Origin of the sequence: Cytobacillus oceanisediminis (genome assembly GCF_007830235.1) — a bacterium.
In the GTDB taxonomy this organism is placed as follows: Bacteria; Bacillota; Bacilli; order Bacillales; family Cytobacillaceae; genus Cytobacillus; species Cytobacillus oceanisediminis.
In genome coordinates, this window is the sequence record NZ_VLKI01000011.1 from 1 (window position 1) to 17,415 (window position 17,415).

16 protein-coding genes are annotated in these 17,415 nt (G+C 42.4%); 3 read left to right on the forward strand and 13 right to left on the reverse strand.

Annotation, left to right across the window (positions count from 1 at the left end; all coding sequences use genetic code 11):
• The 9 genes from IQ19_RS17020 to dnaE all read right to left on the reverse strand — a co-directional run.
• Positions 1-230: transposase (locus IQ19_RS17020; RefSeq protein WP_199749491.1), on the reverse strand; the 230-nt coding region annotated here is incomplete at its 3' end.
• Positions 231-370: 140 nt separating this feature from the next.
• Positions 371-757 (reverse strand): FxsA family protein, encoded by a 387-nt coding sequence (locus tag IQ19_RS17025; RefSeq protein ID WP_144543567.1) that lies wholly within the window; start codon positions 755-757, stop codon positions 371-373.
• Between the two features lie 155 nt (positions 758-912).
• Positions 913-2,673 (reverse strand): pyruvate kinase, encoded by a 1,761-nt coding sequence (pyk, locus tag IQ19_RS17030; protein WP_144543568.1) that lies wholly within the window; start codon positions 2,671-2,673, stop codon positions 913-915.
• Positions 2,674-2,763: 90 nt separating this feature from the next.
• Positions 2,764-3,723, reverse strand: coding sequence for a 6-phosphofructokinase (gene pfkA, locus IQ19_RS17035; RefSeq protein ID WP_144543569.1), 960 nt, complete (start codon positions 3,721-3,723; stop codon positions 2,764-2,766).
• A 351-nt stretch (positions 3,724-4,074) separates the two neighbouring features.
• Complete coding sequence (gene accA, locus IQ19_RS17040) at positions 4,075-5,052, reverse strand: acetyl-CoA carboxylase carboxyl transferase subunit alpha (protein WP_144543570.1); 978 nt, start codon at positions 5,050-5,052, stop codon at positions 4,075-4,077.
• A complete protein-coding gene (gene accD / locus IQ19_RS17045; protein ID WP_144543571.1) occupies positions 5,037-5,915 on the reverse strand; it encodes an acetyl-CoA carboxylase, carboxyltransferase subunit beta in 879 nt (292 codons plus the stop codon). The genes accA and accD overlap by 16 nt, the downstream gene beginning before the upstream one ends.
• 174 nt (positions 5,916-6,089) lie before the next feature.
• Positions 6,090-6,713, reverse strand: a complete 624-nt coding sequence (locus IQ19_RS17050) for a FadR/GntR family transcriptional regulator (RefSeq protein ID WP_144543572.1) — start codon at positions 6,711-6,713, stop codon at positions 6,090-6,092.
• 8 nt (positions 6,714-6,721) lie between these two features.
• Positions 6,722-7,960: an NADP-dependent malic enzyme gene (gene ystJ, locus IQ19_RS17055; RefSeq protein WP_144543573.1), complete on the reverse strand. Its 1,239-nt coding sequence runs from the start codon at positions 7,958-7,960 to the stop codon at positions 6,722-6,724.
• Between the two features lie 246 nt (positions 7,961-8,206).
• Positions 8,207-11,566 carry a DNA polymerase III subunit alpha gene (gene dnaE, locus IQ19_RS17060; RefSeq protein ID WP_144543574.1) on the reverse strand — a complete coding sequence of 1,120 codons (3,360 nt, stop codon included), beginning with the start codon at positions 11,564-11,566 and terminating at the stop codon, positions 8,207-8,209.
• A gap of 622 nt (positions 11,567-12,188) precedes the next feature.
• On the opposite strand from dnaE, the gene ytrH reads away from it, so the two are divergent.
• On the forward strand, positions 12,189-12,527 hold the full coding sequence (ytrH, locus tag IQ19_RS17065; RefSeq protein ID WP_144543575.1) for a sporulation membrane protein YtrH: 339 nt from the start codon (positions 12,189-12,191) through the stop codon (positions 12,525-12,527).
• Positions 12,524-13,024: a sporulation membrane protein YtrI gene (gene ytrI / locus IQ19_RS17070; RefSeq protein ID WP_144543576.1), complete on the forward strand. Its 501-nt coding sequence runs from the start codon at positions 12,524-12,526 to the stop codon at positions 13,022-13,024. The genes ytrH and ytrI overlap by 4 nt, the downstream gene beginning before the upstream one ends.
• A gap of 28 nt (positions 13,025-13,052) precedes the next feature.
• Here ytrI and IQ19_RS17075 read toward each other — a convergent pair whose 3' ends face one another.
• The gene (locus IQ19_RS17075; protein WP_144543577.1) at positions 13,053-13,991 is read right to left on the reverse strand and encodes a DHH family phosphoesterase; all 939 of its coding nucleotides are present in this window, start codon (positions 13,989-13,991) and stop codon (positions 13,053-13,055) included.
• Positions 13,992-14,130: 139 nt separating this feature from the next.
• On the opposite strand from IQ19_RS17075, the gene IQ19_RS17080 reads away from it, so the two are divergent.
• Positions 14,131-14,436: a YtpI family protein gene (locus IQ19_RS17080; protein WP_144543578.1), complete on the forward strand. Its 306-nt coding sequence runs from the start codon at positions 14,131-14,133 to the stop codon at positions 14,434-14,436.
• Positions 14,437-14,543: 107 nt separating this feature from the next.
• Here the strand turns inward: IQ19_RS17080 and IQ19_RS17085 are convergent, their stop codons facing one another.
• The 3 genes from IQ19_RS17085 to IQ19_RS17095 form a co-directional block, all read right to left on the reverse strand.
• Positions 14,544-15,863, reverse strand: a complete 1,320-nt coding sequence (locus tag IQ19_RS17085; protein ID WP_144543579.1) for a CBS domain-containing protein — start codon at positions 15,861-15,863, stop codon at positions 14,544-14,546.
• Positions 15,864-16,191: 328 nt separating this feature from the next.
• Complete coding sequence (locus IQ19_RS17090; protein ID WP_144543580.1) at positions 16,192-16,440, reverse strand: hypothetical protein; 249 nt, start codon at positions 16,438-16,440, stop codon at positions 16,192-16,194.
• A gap of 252 nt (positions 16,441-16,692) precedes the next feature.
• Positions 16,693-17,373 (reverse strand): metal-dependent hydrolase, encoded by a 681-nt coding sequence (locus IQ19_RS17095; RefSeq protein ID WP_144543581.1) that lies wholly within the window; start codon positions 17,371-17,373, stop codon positions 16,693-16,695.
• Positions 17,374-17,415: the final 42 nt, after the last annotated feature.

Sequence of the window (17,415 nt, forward strand, 5' to 3'; positions counted from 1 at the left end):
ATCGAGCGTATGCCAAAAAGATATTGAATGAACACCATTTTAATAAGGACAACAGGGTCAATACTAGGTCTCCCATTGTCTAAGCTATACTTATCTTTTACCAGGTCATAAATGAATTCAAAATCAATAGCTTGTTCGATCTTTCTAACCAGATGATCTTCAGGCACTAATTGGTCAAGAGCGACCATTTCTATTTGATTTCTTCCATCTTCTACGTGTTTTGATAACATTTGAATCCCCCACAAAAAATCTTTTCAACTTCATTATACAAAAAAAGCTTGTAGACGTGGTCCGTAAAGCAGACTTTGTCTACAAGCTGAAAGCCGCTCCCGATTAAAGGAGCGGCTTTCTCTTTATATATACAGCTTTTTTATCTAAGGATAGTGATCGTACCCTTTTCCATCCATTTTCTGATCACGGTAAGCAAGATTCGCTTATAAAGCCCTCTTGTCGGAGGAGCCAGAAGAGTAAAGCCAACTGCATCTGTTATGAAGCCGGGGGTAAGCAGCAAAGTTCCCCCTACAAGAATGCATACTCCATCAAGAATTGTGTCTCCGGGCATTTGGCCATATCGTAGCTGTTCCTGCATTTTTCTGATTGTTTCCAGGCCTTGCTTTTTAGCCAGATAAGCTCCTAGAATGCCTGTGAATATGATGATTATCAGAGTAGGCCATAGACCGATTGTATTTCCCGATAATAGCAATACCCCTATTTCAGCCGCTGGAACAATTATCAGCAACAAGAGAATGTAGCGCATGTTGCCACCTCTTTTAGTTTAAGACTTAAGTTTATTATACCAAATAATGAACGGCACCTATAACAATTAGTCCATCCTCTTTTTCATTGTATTCGCTTTTCAGATGAAACATTCAAAAAAAGGAAGGGCAGCCCCTTCCTTTTCAAAGTGAAAACCTATAGTACGCTGGCGTGTCCGTTATAGATAACACCACGCTGGGAGTCAACTGTCACTTCCTGTCCGTCTTTTAACAGGGTTGTCGCTCTTTCGACTCCTACAATGACTGGAATACCAATATTAAGCCCAACAACTGCTGCATGGCTTGTTAGGCCGCCTTCTTCTGTAATAAGTGCGCTGCATTTTTCAATTGCCGGAACCATTTCACGGTCCGAACCGATTGTTACCAGGATAGATCCTTCCGTAACCTTCGCAAGTGCTTCCTCTGCATTTCTGGCAATAACAACTTTACCGAAAGCAGATTTGCGCCCAATGCCTTGTGCTTTTGCGAGGACATCGCCGACAACATGAATTTTCATCAGATTAGTCGTGCCAGCTTCACCAACAGGGACTCCTGCAGTAATGACCACCAAATCCCCAGAAGCAACAATTCCGCTGTTCAAGCTTTCTTCAACAGCAATATCAAGCATATCATCTGTTGTAGTTGCTCTTTGACCAATTTGAGGATATACGCCCCATGTTAGAGAAAGACGGCGTGATACATGGTCATTGGATGTTACAGCTACAATTGGAGCTTTAGGACGGTATTTAGAAATCATTCTTGCTGTATGGCCGCTCTCAGTCGGTGTGATAATCGCGTTTACATCCAAGTTCAATGCCGTATGCGCAACCGATTGTCCAATGGCATCTGTAATATTATGCTCATTATCTTTGCTGCGGTTGGATAAAATTTCTTTGTGATCCAGTGCAGACTCTGCTCTGGATGCAATGTTGTGCATCGTTTGAACCGCTTCAACAGGGTAAGACCCCGCAGCTGTTTCGCCTGATAGCATGATGGCATCCGTTCCATCAAAAATGGCATTCGCTACGTCACTGGCTTCCGCACGCGTAGGACGCGGATTCCGCTGCATGGAATCAAGCATTTGTGTGGCAGTAATTACAGGTTTGCCCTGTGCATTGCATTTTTTAATTAATTTCTTTTGCACAAGAGGAACTTCCTCTGCAGGAATTTCAACACCAAGGTCACCGCGCGCTACCATCAGACCATCTGAGATCTCAAGGATTTCGTCGATATTATCAACGCCTTCCTGGTTTTCAATCTTAGGAATGATGTTAATATGGGCCGCATTGTGCTCTTCAAGAAGCTGTCTGATTTCCAATACATCTGACGCCCTGCGGACAAATGATGCTGCAATAAAGTCTACTCCCTGTTCAATTCCAAACAGAATATCCTGCGCATCTTTTTCTGTAATTCCAGGCAGATTCACAGATACTCCAGGAACATTTACGCCTTTTTTATTCTTCAATGTTCCGCTATTTAATATTTTTGTATAGATTTCACTATTTGCTTTATCTATCTTCGTAACTTCCAGGCCGATTAGCCCGTCATCAAGCAAAATTTTGCTTCCAGTATGAACATCTTCAATAAGGCCGGCATATGTAACAGAAAACTTCTCAGGTGTTCCCTCAACCTCATTCATGGAAATGATAATTTCTTCCCCTGCTTTTAACTCAATCGCACCCTCACGCATATTGTTCGTACGTATTTCCGGGCCCTTTGTATCCAAAAGGATTGCTACCGTTTTACCAGTGCTTTTTGCTGCTCCACGAATATTTTGAATCCGCTGGCCATGTTCCTGGAAATCACCATGGGAAAAATTCAAACGGGCCACATTCATGCCTGCCTCGATCAGCTGTGTTAACTTTTCAACACTTTCACTGGCAGGGCCAATTGTACAAACGATTTTCGTTTTACGCATATAATTCTACCTCCTGATATGAATGAAGCTTAATTTAGCAGGCAGCTTGTAGGGCATGTCTGCTTGTTTGGTTTTATAATAACAAAAAAGTTAGATGGAAAGTTCTTTTGACAATTTATAAAGGTCTAAATCAAGTGTGTGCTCTCTATCTAGAATTTCGATAATATCATGGTCAACAAGCTTATTGTTTTCAATCCCGACTGCGCGTCCGCCTTTGCCTTCAATAAGCAATTCTACTGCACGCGCCCCTAGACGGCTTGCAAGTACACGGTCAAAAGCTGTTGGTGATCCTCCACGCTGCATATGCCCTAGTACAGATACGCGAGTATCAAAGTTTGTTGTTTCCTTGATCTGCTTGGCAAAATCTACTCCACTGCAAACACCTTCCGCAACCACAATGATACTGTGCTTTTTGCCGCGTTCATGCCCTTTTTTTAGGCGGTCAGCTATTTCGTCCATATTATAGCCTTCTTCAGGAATCAGGATGGTTTCGGCTCCTCCGGCTAAACCTGCGCAAAGAGCAATATCTCCCGCATCTCTTCCCATTACTTCAATGATAAACGTTCTTTCATGTGAAGTAGCTGTATCACGGATTTTATCAATCGCATCAATAACCGTATTTAATGCGGTGTCAAAGCCGATTGTGTACTGAGTCCCCGGAATGTCATTATCAATGGTGCCAGGGACGCCAACGCATGGGAAGCCTTGTTCAGTCAGCGCTCTTGCCCCGCGGTATGAACCATCTCCTCCAATAACTACCAGTCCATCAATGCCGTGCTTGTTCATTTGTTCAATGCCCTTTTGCTGGCCTTCCTTCGTTTTAAACTCTTCGCTTCTTGCAGAATGCAATACGGTTCCCCCGCGATGGATAATGTCGCCAACAGAACCCAGGTCAAGCTTTTTAATATTCCCGGTCATCAATCCTGAATACCCGCCATAAACGCCATAAACTTCGATATTATGATATATAGCTTTACGGACAACCGCACGAACAGCAGCGTTCATGCCCGGCGAATCGCCTCCGCTTGTTAATACTCCTATTCTTTTCAAAATAACCACCCCAGATTAGTTTTTATATAAAGATGAAAAAGCGTGTTGTTTATAGCGCTGCTTTCACCAGCCTAAATATTTTTCTTTAATAATGACCGAACATAATTTGTATGTAATGATAGGCTCTTTATGTAAAGCCGCATGGCTGCTTATCTTATTATGAACAAAACGCTTGTGAATATTTCTAAAATACCATGAAGAAGGAAGCATCTCAACTTAATCAGACGATTTAAATCAAAGACAGAATTGTCGGTGAACTGGAAGCGTTTTATATTGGAAAAGCAGTGATTTTTGTCAATTCAACTGGGATCGAGCACATTCATAAAATAAAAACGTGCCCGAAAGCACGTTTTATTTTACCCCAATAAATTCCTTTAAAAACGAATATTCACCAATAGATTTGAACTTGTTGTACCTGTGGTCAACCAATTGTTCTTCCGACAAACTCATTAAATCCCTTAAAGAGTTATAAAGAACAGATTCAATTTCTGCTGCCTGGGTTTTAACATCTTTATGGGCCCCGCCTTTTACCTCGTCAATAATCTGATCCACAACGCCAAGTTCTTTTAAATCCGGCGCGGTAATTCTCATTGATTCTGCTGCTTTTTTAGCCTGAGAAGCATCTTTCCAAAGAATGGCAGCAGCACCTTCAGGAGAGATAACAGAATAAGTAGAGTTTTCCAGCATATGAATATGGTTGCCCACACCCAGTGCAAGCGCACCGCCGCTTCCGCCTTCACCAATGACGATGCAAATGACAGGAACCTTTAAGCTGGCCATTTCAAATAGGTTTTTGGCGATCGCTTCGCTCTGTCCACGTTCCTCGGCTGCTTTGCCAGGATAAGCGCCTTTCGTATCAATAAAACAAATAATCGGCCTTCGGAACTTATCCGCCTGCTTCATAAGCCTTAACGCTTTACGGTATCCCTCTGGATGAGGCATTCCAAAGTTTCTGCGAATATTCTCTTTCGTATCTTTTCCGCGCTGATGCCCGATAACTGTCACCGGAAGGCCTTTAAATTTCGCTATACCGCCGACAATCGCTTCATCATCCCCAAACGCACGGTCCCCGTGGCATTCGAAAAAGTCCTCAAAAAGATATGAAATATAGTCCAGTGTAGTTGGCCGTGCTGGATGGCGGGCAATCTGCACACGATCCCAAGGTTTCATATTTTCATATATGTCCGTTTCTAATTTTTCCAAGCGTGCTTCCAGTTTCTCTATCTCAGAGGACAGATCCACATCGGCCGTTTTCGTAAACTCTTTCAATTCTGCAATCTTTTTTTTCAGCTCCGTTACCGGACGCTCAAATTCTAATTCTCCTGCCATTGGAAGTCACCTCCTGGTTGGTGTATTGATAAAATCGCTGATATCTTTTCCTTTAATTCAGTTCTTGAAATGACTGCATCCAATTGGCCGTGTTTCAATAAGAACTCAGCTGTCTGGAAATCCTCCGGCAATTCTTCCCGGATTGTTTGCTCAATGATTCGACGGCCGGCAAAACCGATCAAAGCACCCGGTTCAGCCAAATTATAATCTCCGAGGGAAGCAAAGCTTGCTGACACGCCGCCTGTGGTCGGGTGAGTCATAATGGAAATAATCAGTCCGCCATTATCACTGAACCTTTTTAAGGCTACACTCGTTTTGGCCATTTGCATGAGGCTGAGGACCCCTTCCTGCATCCTCGCACCCCCTGAAGCAGTAAAAATAATAAAAGGAACAGCTAATTCATCAGCTTTTTCGATGGCACGGGTGATTTTCTCGCCGACTACAGATCCCATACTTCCCATCCTGAACGTAGAATCCATCACTGCCACTACTATTTTTTGATCATTAACAGTGCCTGTTCCAGTGACAACCGCCTCATTTATTTTTGTCTTTTCCCGATCCTTTTCAAGTTTTTCAATATAGTCCGGGAAGTTCAGAGGGTTTTCAGAAATCATATTTGCATTAATTTCTTCAAAGCTATTGGAATCCAAAAAACTTGCCAATCGCTCTTTTGAGTTCATTGAATGATGATAATGGCAGTTGAAACAAACCTTTAAGTTTTTGACAAGCTCCTTAGTATACATGATTTTTTTGCAATTTGGACACTTGGTCATGATTCCTTCCGGCACATCCTGCTTTGCCGTTTCCGATGGAATGGTTGCATATTTCTTTTTCTTCGTCTTTGTAAAAATATCTTTAAGCAAGATGAAACCTCCCTGAATATTGCTGTTAGAAAAAAACCGAATCATTTTCCATAATTTCAACAGTGGTCAGACCACTAATTTAAAAATGAATGCCTATATCATAGGCTCATATACTGCTTGTCTGATTCTTTTAATATAGAGTATAGCAGCTGTAAAATCTGCAAAAAATTGTCGTTAACCTTTCGACAATTTTCTTAAGTTTTTATATACACGAATAACTTCAGATTCATTCTTAGAAATTAATGTATCAATAAGCTCAGCGTACTCTGTTTGGGACACGATCATTTTCTTTAACTCTAAGGAATTATAATAATCTTTTAAAATCATCCATATCCGTAGAAAAAGATGATTGTCCGCAAGGGTGACAACCTCCAGGAAAAACTCATCATCTGTGTAATCTGCCTCCAGAGCCCAATTTTTGAACTTAAGGAGCTGGTCCTTTTCAGCCTTCTGAATGATTAGCCATAAACAATCCAGCTCAATCAGAAACTTTGTCTCTTTTACATCCCGAATTGCTTTTTGGTCCTGAAGAATAAATGTACTGAGCAGCTGTACAAGCTGGTTTCCTCTGAAGTCCCTGATAAAAGTACCCTCGCCTCTCCTTGTTTCGATTAAACCAAGAAGTTCAAGGGCCCTTAAAGCTTCCCGAACGGAAGAGCGCCCGACACCCAGGCGCTCTGAAAGCTCTCGTTCGGAAGGCAATCTATCTCCAGGCTTAAGGCCATCATGCTGGATCATGAACCTAAGCTGTTTTACTATTTCGATATAGACCTTCGTATTATTTTGGGGTGAATTCACGTATGGAATCACTCACCTTTTCCAATGACCGCAAGACTTCTCGTTTTTTCCTTCACTTCATCAGGATCAACCTTAATACGTGCAACTCCCGTTTCCATTGCTGCTTTAGCCACTGCAGCCGCAACTTCTGGTGCCACACGCGGATCAAATGGCCCTGGAATGACATAATCAGCATTAAGTTCGTCCTCTTTAATCAAGCCTGCAATTGCTTCTACCGCAGCTACCTTCATTTTCTCATTGATATGAGTAGCCCTTACATCCAATGCTCCACGGAAAATCCCTGGGAATGCCAATACATTATTCACCTGGTTAGGAAAATCTGATCTTCCTGTTCCGACTACCATTGCCCCGGCTGCCTTTGCTTCATCAGGCATAATCTCAGGAGTGGGATTAGCCATGGCGAATATAATCGGGTCCTGATTCATTGTGCTGATCATTTCCGCGGTTAATGCTCCTGCTGCCGATACCCCGATGAATACGTCTGCCTCTTTTATAACATCAGCTAGACTGCCTTTTACATCGTCTCGATTTGTATATTTCGCTACTTCATTTTTAATCTCATTCATGCCCTGAGGACGGCCTTCATAAATAGCGCCCTTTGTATCGCACATAATAATGTCGCGGACACCGTAACTGTACAGAAGCTTAATAATCGCAATGCCTGCTGCTCCCGCTCCGTTCGCAACAACCTTGATTTCATTCATTTTTTTGCCGGAAAGCTTTAATGCATTCACAAGGCCTGCAACCGTCACAATCGCAGTGCCATGCTGGTCATCATGGAATACAGGGATATTTGTTTCCTTCTTTAAACGCTCCTCTACATAAAAGCAATGAGGAGCAGCAATATCTTCAAGATTCACGCCTCCAAAAGTCGGCTCAAGAAGCTTGACCGTTTCAACAATTTTATCGACGTCTGTAGTGTTCAGACAGATTGGGAAAGCATCTACTCCTGCGAAACTCTTGAATAAAACAGCCTTTCCTTCCATAACAGGCAGAGCAGCTTCAGGTCCAATGTTCCCCAGTCCAAGCACAGCTGTACCATCGGAAACCACAGCGACCATATTGCCTTTCATTGTATACTCATATACAGTCTCAGGCTTATCGTAAATCTCCTTGCAAGGCTCGGCGACACCAGGAGAGTAGGCAAGGCTCAAATCTCTCGCATTGCGCACCTGTACTTTTGATTTTGATTCCAATTTCCCCTTATTAACTCTATGCATATGAAGGGCTTCTTCACGTAAGGTCAAAATATTCACTCCTCAATTATCCGCAGACGGACAGGACTTTGTATATATTAACATAGCATAATGAACCATTTCTAAATGGCCGGATCACCGGCACGATAACGAATCCGCGCAATAATGCGTGCAGGCTCCATCATTCACAGCTATTTTTTATCTTATAGATTAGCTTGTTCTTATTTTTTATAGTGGTCAGACCAGTTTATTTTCTTCTTACAAATATACCATAATTGTTATTGTTGTAAAGGGAAACTACTTTAAAATCACGTTATTCTTTCCCAGTAGATTAATTAGCTGGTTCATAAATTCATCCGATGGCTTAACCAGGTCCTCTTCTCCAAGACGAATACTTTTTTGGGTGCTTTCGTAATATAGCACAACCTGTATAGATCCTTCATTTTTCTTAAATAATTCCTTAAGGAAACGCAGATTGTCTGCTGCTTCTTTTTCCTTTGTAATTCGCAGATACAAAACCGGATCCATGTTTTCCATTCTTTCAATAGCTTCCTTTGCAGCCTCAAGGTGCTGCACGATCAGCTGCCTCTCTCCTTCCCGCTCTTCCATTTTTCCTTCCAAAAAAATAATGTTTCCCTGAGAACATAGAACCGAATAACGATTAAAAATCTTGGGAAATACGACGGCCTCCATATCCCCCGATTGGTCGCTTAAGGAAAGAAAAGCCATTGGCTCCCCTTTTTTCGTGCGGATTTTCTTTACATCCGACACATATACAACTGCCCTCGCCTTTTTGGTTGAAGGTTCAAGCTCCAACAGCGGAACAGCTCCCAGCAGGGTAAAATGGGGTTCATATATTGAAACAGGATGGTCGGATAAATACAGGCCAAGGACTTCTTTTTCGAATTTCAGCTTATCCTCAGGCCGTATAGGATCCACTTGAGTATATTTTGGTTTTGGAAAAAATTCATCGTCTTCAAAGAAATCGAACTGATCGTCTTCCGGTTTAACCAGCTGGGCATGTTCTGCAGCAACATCGAGGCTGGCAAGCAGGACAGCTCTGTCTTCACCAAACTCGTCAAAGCAGCCTGAATGGACTAAACCTTCCAGAACTTTCCGATTCACAGCTTTAGTTGATACTCTTATACAGAAATCGAATAAATCATCAAACCGCTTATTTTTTCTGGCTTGAAAAATATCTTTTAATGCCGCTGCCCCTACTCCTTTAATAGCTGCAAGACTGTATCTGACCGAGTCTTTTTCAACTAAAAAGGAATAGCCGCTTTGATTGATAGAAGGAGAACGGATGGATAAGCCCATCTGCTTTAGCTCTCGGATATATTGGGCAATTTTCCCTTCATTGCCGATAACTGATGTCAGAAGGGAAGCCATGAAGTGCAGCGGATAATGGGTTTTCAAATACGCAAGCTGGTAAGCTATAAAACTGTAAGCGACAGCATGGCTTCGGTTAAAGCCGTAGTTCGCAAAACGTACGATCAAATCATAAATTTCATTGGAAGTTGGTTCACTGTACCCTTTTTTTAAGGCCCCGCCCACAAAATGGCTGCGCTCGCGGTCAAGCACTTCTTTTTGCTTTTTGCTGACTGCCCGCCGCAGCAAATCTGCCTCTCCCAGCGAGAAGCCTGCCATTTTGGCGGCAATTTGCATAATTTGCTCCTGATAGACAATAACTCCGTAAGTATTTTCAAGAATAGGCTTTAAATCGGGATGGGGGTAAGATACTTCTTGCCGTCCATGCTTTCTGTCGATAAAAAGCGGGATATTTTCCATTGGCCCCGGACGATAAAGCGCATTGACAGCTACAATATCTTCAAAACGGGTTGGCAGCAGCCTGGTCAGGACACTTCTCATCCCCGCTGATTCAAGCTGAAAAATACCGGTTGTGTCCCCTTTTCCAAGAAGGCTATACACCGCTGCATCATCCAGCGGAATCCTTTTGATATCAATTCGTTTACCTGTTTTTCTCTGGATCGAGCTTAAAATATTTTCAATCAATGACAGGTTCCTGAGCCCAAGGAAGTCCATTTTCAATAAGCCGACATCCTCCAGATGCTCCATTGAATATTGAGTCAAATAGACATTTTCATGGCCTTTTTGAATTGGAATCGCCTCTACAAGGGGATGCTCGCTGATAACAACTCCAGCAGCATGTGTAGAGGTATGCCTCGGCAGTCCTTCCAGTTTAAGGGCTGTTTCGAATAGCCTGCGGGTTAATTCAGATTCTTGAGTGAACCTTCTCAGTGGTTCAGACTCTTTGTAAGCCTCTTTAAGATTGATACCCAGTTTGGAAGGAATTTTTCTCGACAGAATGTCTAACTCTTTTGGATTTAACCCAAATGCCCTGCCGACATCCCGCAAAGCCGCTTTTGCCGCCAGTGTTCCGAACGTAAGGATCTGGGCAACATGCAGCTCTCCATATTTTTTGGATACATACTGGATCACCTCATCCCTTCTGTGATCTGGAAAATCGATATCAATATCAGGCATGGATATTCTTTCCGGATTAAGGAATCGTTCAAACAGCAGCTTATGCTCGATTGGATCCACATCTGTTATGTACAGTACATAAGCAACCATCGAACCAGCAGCCGAACCCCGCCCAGGGCCTGTTAGAATGCCATTGTCCCTGGCAAATCTCATAAAATCCCAGACAATTAGGAAATAATCGCTGAATTTCATTTCTTTTATTATTTTCAGTTCGTATTTTAAGCGGTCGCTATGTTCAACTTCTGCATAAGGATATCTTTCAGCAAAGCCTTGCCAGCAAATTTCCTCTAATAGCCCATCTGCACTTAAACCTCTTTCAACGGGATACTTCGGAAGGTTCTGTTTGTTCAACTCGAGCATGACGTTGCATTGGTCGGCAATCTTAATGGTATTCTCCAAAGCATCCGGGTATCCGGACAATAACTCTACCATTTCCCGCGAAGTTTTTAAGTAGTATTCATCACTTGCCAGGCGTTCTCTGCCTTCATCCTGCAGCTTCTCCCCATTTTTTATGGCCAGCAGGCATTCATGGGAAAAAGCGTCTTCCTTCTTCAGATAGTAAACACTATTGGCTGCCGCCAGCTCAATGCCTGTTTCTGCTGAGAGCCGGGCCAGGCCTTCCTGAATTATTTTCTCCTCAGGCAATCCATGCTCCTGCAAGGAAAGAAAAAATGAGTTTCTTTCAAAAATCACACTAAAAAGTTCAGCAGTCTCTTTGGCTTTTTCGAATTCTCCAGTCACCAGATATCTCTCAATCTCGCCTTCGAATCCAGGTGTTAAGGCGAATAGGCCGCCAGCATAATGCTTTAGCCACTTAACCGGAATTCCTTCCGGTGATTTTGTCTGGACTGTGCTTGTGATTTTTAATAGATTTTGAAACCCTTGCTGGTTTTTGGCCAGAAGGACAATTGGATAAGCCTCGCCTTCATCCGCCTCACTCAGTACATCCACAGTTAAGCCCAGGATTGGCTTAATGGATTGCTTTAAGCACTCTTTATAAAAGGCGACCGTACCATACATGACATTTTTGTCTGTTAAAGCCAGAGCGGAAAACCCCTTTTCCCTGGCACTTGTAACCAGCTGCTCTATCCTTGCTGTGCTGGACAGCAGGCTATAAGCGCTATATACATGAAGATGAATAAATGACACGTTTCTCACACCCTTAATTTCTCTGCTATTTTTATTGCAGTCTAACGGGCAGTAAGCCCCATTTTAGACTTGAGCAAGTTTCAAAGAATAGATAGGGCCAACGCCCGATTGGTTCAACTAGTGACCAGCGGGGAATAAGGCCTCCCCGCTGATCACAGTTTCACTTTATTATAGAACGCCCGTTTCCAAAAAGAAAATATGTTCTCTTTTTATAAGTCTGTACCCTGAATGTTTGGGTAGCTTTTTTTCAACCCCTTATGCAGGAAAAATTTTGCATGGATGGCTGTTAACCTGAGTGTTGATTTCCGCTGCAGGCACTCAGTGAACCGCGGGCTTCCGACGCTCCTCGGCGTTTTACACCTGCGGGGTCTTCCTTGGGTACGTAACTCCTGCAGGACTTTGAATAGGCTTCCTCGAACAAACACCGCACGAAGAAAATGCGAATGCAGTTTGGAGGATCTCGCGCCTTCTGTTTCAATCAATACGGTGCAAAGTAAGGTATTAGCATTATTAAAGCCTTTTATTAAAAGCAGCTAAAAACATATTTTCCAAAGTTTGTCCATATGATGAAGTATCAAGATAATTCAGGCAGGATTCCCCCCCTGCAGTTAGGATGGATGAAATGAAAACCCAGCCTTTTTTTTCTACTCTAATTGAGAGTTATTTCATTGCTCTCGGTGTTTTAATAGGCGGTTCAATCATTGGAGGATTGGCGGCTTTTTTGACGGGCAAGCCGCCTTTGAATGAAGTCTTCAAGATTTCCAACATGATTCGTATTTGGGCCATCATTGCAGCAATCGGAGGCACCTTTGATACAGTTTACAGCTTCGAAAAGGGTGTATTGGATGGACAGACTAAAGATATATTTAAACAGTTTATGTTAATTCTTTCTGCTCTTGGAGGAGCCCAAACCGGTGCCATGCTTATTAACTGGCTGACACAGGAGCATATTTCATCATGAGAATCCCGCCATACTACCGCCTGCCTTCCTGGCAGCGTTTTTTTGCGGGCATGGCTATAGGGGGCATGATCAGCTGGTTTATTTTTTTATATATTTTTGGTGAATGGCAGGAAAGATACAGCAAGGAAATCGAGCTGCAAAAAGACACCATTTATGAATTGGAAAAGGATAAAGAAATTTGGCAGGAGGAATTTAAAAAGCTTAATAAAGAAAATCAGAAAAAGCTGACTGTCCAGGATATTACCATCAAGATTGTAAACGGCGAGAAATATAAGCTGGATTCTTTCAGTGTCTTTCAGCTTGAAGATGATATTAAAGAGGACATTAGCATGATGGTGGCCAAAGATATTGATACTGTTTATAAAAGCAGTGAATTGATCAAAAAAATAATAGAAAATAGAACACATAGAGTGAATGAAAAAAGATATCGAGTTGAAGTAAAAGAGATGGTGATCTACACAACTGTTTCGATCGAATTGAATATTATGCTGGATTGAGGCCCGGCGAAAAGCCGGGCAATCCATACTAGTTTTCTTTGCAGGTTTCCTCCAAATCCCTTACTACTGAATCCAGTTCATCCCATGAATAAATCGATGCGCCGGCAGCAAGCGGATGGCCCCCGCCTTTATACTTTCTAGCAATCTCATTAATAATCGGACCTTTTGACCGGAAGCGGACACGGATTTGATCACTTTCCTCAATAAAGAAAACCCACGCTTTTATTCCCTTTACATCCCCAAGGACACTTACAAGAAGGGAAGCTTCCGATGGTATTGCCTGAAACTCCTCAAGCAGTTCTTTTTTCAGAACCATTATAGCCGCCCCATATTTTTTCATTTCAAAGTTTTGCAGTACATAGCCCTTTAATTTAACAATATTCGCTTTTAGCTCATACATTTTATTAAAAAGTTCAGGCCGCGAAAAATTATAGTGAATCAGCTCTCCTGCGTAAGCAAATGTTTTTTCTGTTGTGCTTGGATAAAGAAAGCGGCCGGTGTCCCCTATAATGCCAGCAAATAATAGTCTTGCAGCTTCATCAGAGATCTTTAGGCCCTGGTCTTTTCCAAAAAGGTAAAATTCATAAATCAATTCACTGGTTGAGCTTGCATCTGTATCGACCCACATCATGTCTCCATATGGATCCATATTCGGATGATGGTCAATTTTAATTAGCTTGTCGCCCTGATCGTATCTGCCATCACATATACGCTCAGCATTTGCCGTATCACAGACAATTACAAGTGCCTCATTATATGTATCATCAGGTATTTCATCGAGTCTTCTCATAAAATGAAGTGTTTCTTCTTCCTTGCCTACAGTGAAAATATTTTTTTCAGGAAACGAAGCCTTCAGGATTTCAGCAAGTCCTCCCTGTGACCCGTACGCATCCGGATCGGGACGGACATGCCTATGAATAATGATCGTTTCATATTTTTTAATTTCATCAAGTATCTTTTGTTTCATGGCGCGCTCCTTTTATTCGGAATACTTTATTTTTACCACATCATGGTGAAAAAGAAAAAGAAAACTCAGCACACTTATGGCATTTTTTCAATTATGAAGGTAGAATAATAAGAGATTGTCGAAACTTGGAGGTTACGATATGCCTATCTTTGTAATCCTGATCATTATCTCTTTTTCTTTCTATATTTTCTACAAAATCAAACTCTTCAGAAGTAAGCAGCCGGCTGAAAGACATTGGATCTCAGCGAAGTCTAAAATGGCTCTTGGTGCATTCGTTGCTTTCTTTGGGTTAAATCAGCTGTTTTTATATGATACAACCACAGCGCTTATTGTCGGTATTATTTTTATCCTTGTTGGAGGATTAAGCATTTGGGGCGGCATAAAAGCCTATAAGTTTTACCTGCCTCACGCAGCAAAAGAAGCTGAGGAAGCAAGGAAGAATTAAGAAGAGCGATGGCAGGCCTATTGCTTAAATTAAGATTTAAAAAAAGCCGTTTCCGGTGGGAACGGCTTTTCTTATGCCCAAAGCCTCTACCGGGCTCCATTTTTCAATTAATGCCGGTCAATCAGCTGGCACATCATCATGGCCTTGCCAACGAGGACACCTTCATTAAATACTTCCACATCCACTTTCCCGAATTTGCGTCCTACTTCCAGTACTTTTGGATAGATCTCAAGCGTGCTGTCGATCTGTACGGGCTTAATGAAATAGATCGTCATATTTTCTACAACCAGATCCCCTTTTTTATAGCTTCTTAAAACTCTGTTTGCTGCTTCAGAAACGATTGTCGTAAATACTCCATAAGAAATCGTTCCAAGATGGTTGGTCATCTGCGGCGTAACTTCACAGCGATAAACATCCTCGCCTTTCGTTTTGCCTCTTGTCAGCACAAGCTGGTTTGTGACGATATCATCAATGGTTTCACCCACTTGCGGCTGGCGCTGAATCATTTGCAGTGCTTTTAGCACATCCTGCCTGCTTACAATGCCCTCCAATTTGTTCGCTTCATCTACAACAGGAAGAAGTTCAATGCCTTCCCAAACCATCATATGGGAGGAAGAAGCTACGCTTGTTTTGCCGCCAACAGTCATTGGGTTTTTGGTCATGATTTTTTCAATAGGCATTTCCGTATCATGGCCCATAATATCCTTGGATGTAACCACTCCCTGAACCTTCAAGTTATGGTCGACCACCGGAAAACGGCTATGATTGGTTTCGCGGTTGTACTTCAGCCAATCCGCAATAGTGTCAGTCGTTTTTAAGACAATTGCTTCATGAAGAGGGGTTAGAATGTCCTCCACAAGAACAATTTCTTTTTTAATCAACTGGTCATAAATTGCGCGGTTAATCATTGTCGCGACGGTGAATGTGTCATAGCTGCTTGAGATGACCGGCAGCTGGAGATCATCAGCCAGCTTCTTAACGTGGTCTTCGGTATCAAAGCCGCCTGTTATTAAAACCGCAGCTCCTGCCTTCAATGCCAGTTCATGGGCCTGAGTCCTGTTTCCGACAATCAACAGATTTCCGGCATCTGTATACCGCATCATCGCTTCAAGCTTCATGGCCCCAATAACGAACTTGTTTAGCGTTTTGTGAAGGCCGGCTCTTCCGCCCAACACCTGGCCATCAACAATATTAACAACTTCTGCAAAAGTCAGCTTCTCGATATTCTCTTTCTTTTTGCGTTCTATGCGTATCGTGCCCACACGTTCAATCGTGCTCACATACCCTTTATTTTCTGCATCCTTAATCGCTCTGTAAGCAGTCCCTTCACTGACTGCAAGCGCCTTGGCGATCTGTCTGACTGATATCTTTTCCCCTACCGGCAGTTCATCAATGTATTGTAAAATTTGCTCATGCTTAGTAGCCAAGACTTTCACCCTCTACAAATTATTCCTATATTTTCATTATAAGGGTAAAAAGGCCTTGATACAATTGACTTCGGCATTATTGGTCTATCCCGCATTCGTTCTCATTCATTTGGTAGACGAAAATGTAAAGAGAGAGAAAATCGGATGAGCCAATTTCCCGCAAAAGCCCGATTGGTGAGCTACAGTGATATTCTCTTTGGTCTTTTCAAAGGTTCAGTTGAATTAATTAGGCTCGCAGTGTCGGTTTGACTCCAGAGAAAACGAATATCTTACCGACACTCGCGTGACTAACCATCAGTGAAATAAAACCACTAATGGAAATCTAACCTTATCTGCTGAACGAGCGGACTCTCTTTTTGGCCATCATTTGGCGTGTGCGTTTTTGGGCATCTGCCGCTTTTTTCGGAGCATACAGCAAAGCAGTCAGATTTCCGGCGATGACAAATAGGGCAAATGCCAGCCAGCTAATTGCAAAAACCCCTTCTGTTCCGCCATTAAAAACGCCAAGCCTTGGCGCAGCATAATAAAGCATCAACCCGCACAGCAGCAGACATAGTAAATATCGATTTTTGTTCATCTTGGCTTCCTCCTTTATAACATCCTCTTTAAAATGTATGCGGACAGGCAAGGAAAATGATTTTTTTAGATTGGGGCTGGCTTCCGAAAATAGAATACGGTGAATTATTATTTTCGTTGATATATTTAAATTTTCGTTGATATAATCTGACATTTCGTTGATATATTGATTTTTTCATTGATAAAACTTAATTTCCATGCTAAATCTCATAGAAAAACGCAGCCTGCCATAGCAGAAGCTGCGCTTTTACCATTATAATTCGATGATTTCTCCTGCTTCGAGCACCTGGCCTACGCCATTCTCTAGCATGCTTGTGAATTTATGCGGATCCTGCTTGATTGGCGGGAAAGTGTTGAAATGAATCGGCACTACCTTTTTGGCACCCAAAAGCTTGGCAGCGTATGACGCATCATCCGGACCCATTGTAAAATTGTCGCCGATCGGCAGGAATGCCAGGTCAATTGGATGGCGGTCGCCGATTAGTTTCATGTCAGAGAAAAGCCCTGTATCCCCTGCATGGTAAATCGTTTTTCCTTCTAAAGTGATGAGTACGCCTGCAGGCATTCCAAGGTAAATGATCTCATTATTTTCAGTCTCAAGGCCTGTTCCATGGAATGCAGGGGTTAGCTTTACTCTTCCAAAATCGAAATCATAGCCTCCGCCGATAGACATGCCATGTGCATTCACTCCCTGCCAGCCTAAGTAAGTGGCAAGCTCAAAGTTGGCAATGACAAGAGAGTCATTGCGTTTTGCCAGTTCAATCGTGTCGCCAAGATGGTCACCATGCCCATGTGTGACAATAATAACATCAGGTTTCTGCTCATCCGCTTTTAAATCTGTCAGCCCATTGCCTGTAATAAATGGGTCGATTAAAATTGTTTTTCCCTTTGATTCAATTTTAACAACTGAATGGCCATGATACGATACTTTCATTTTATTGCTCCTCTCAAAAATCATGTTATGTAATTTTACTTC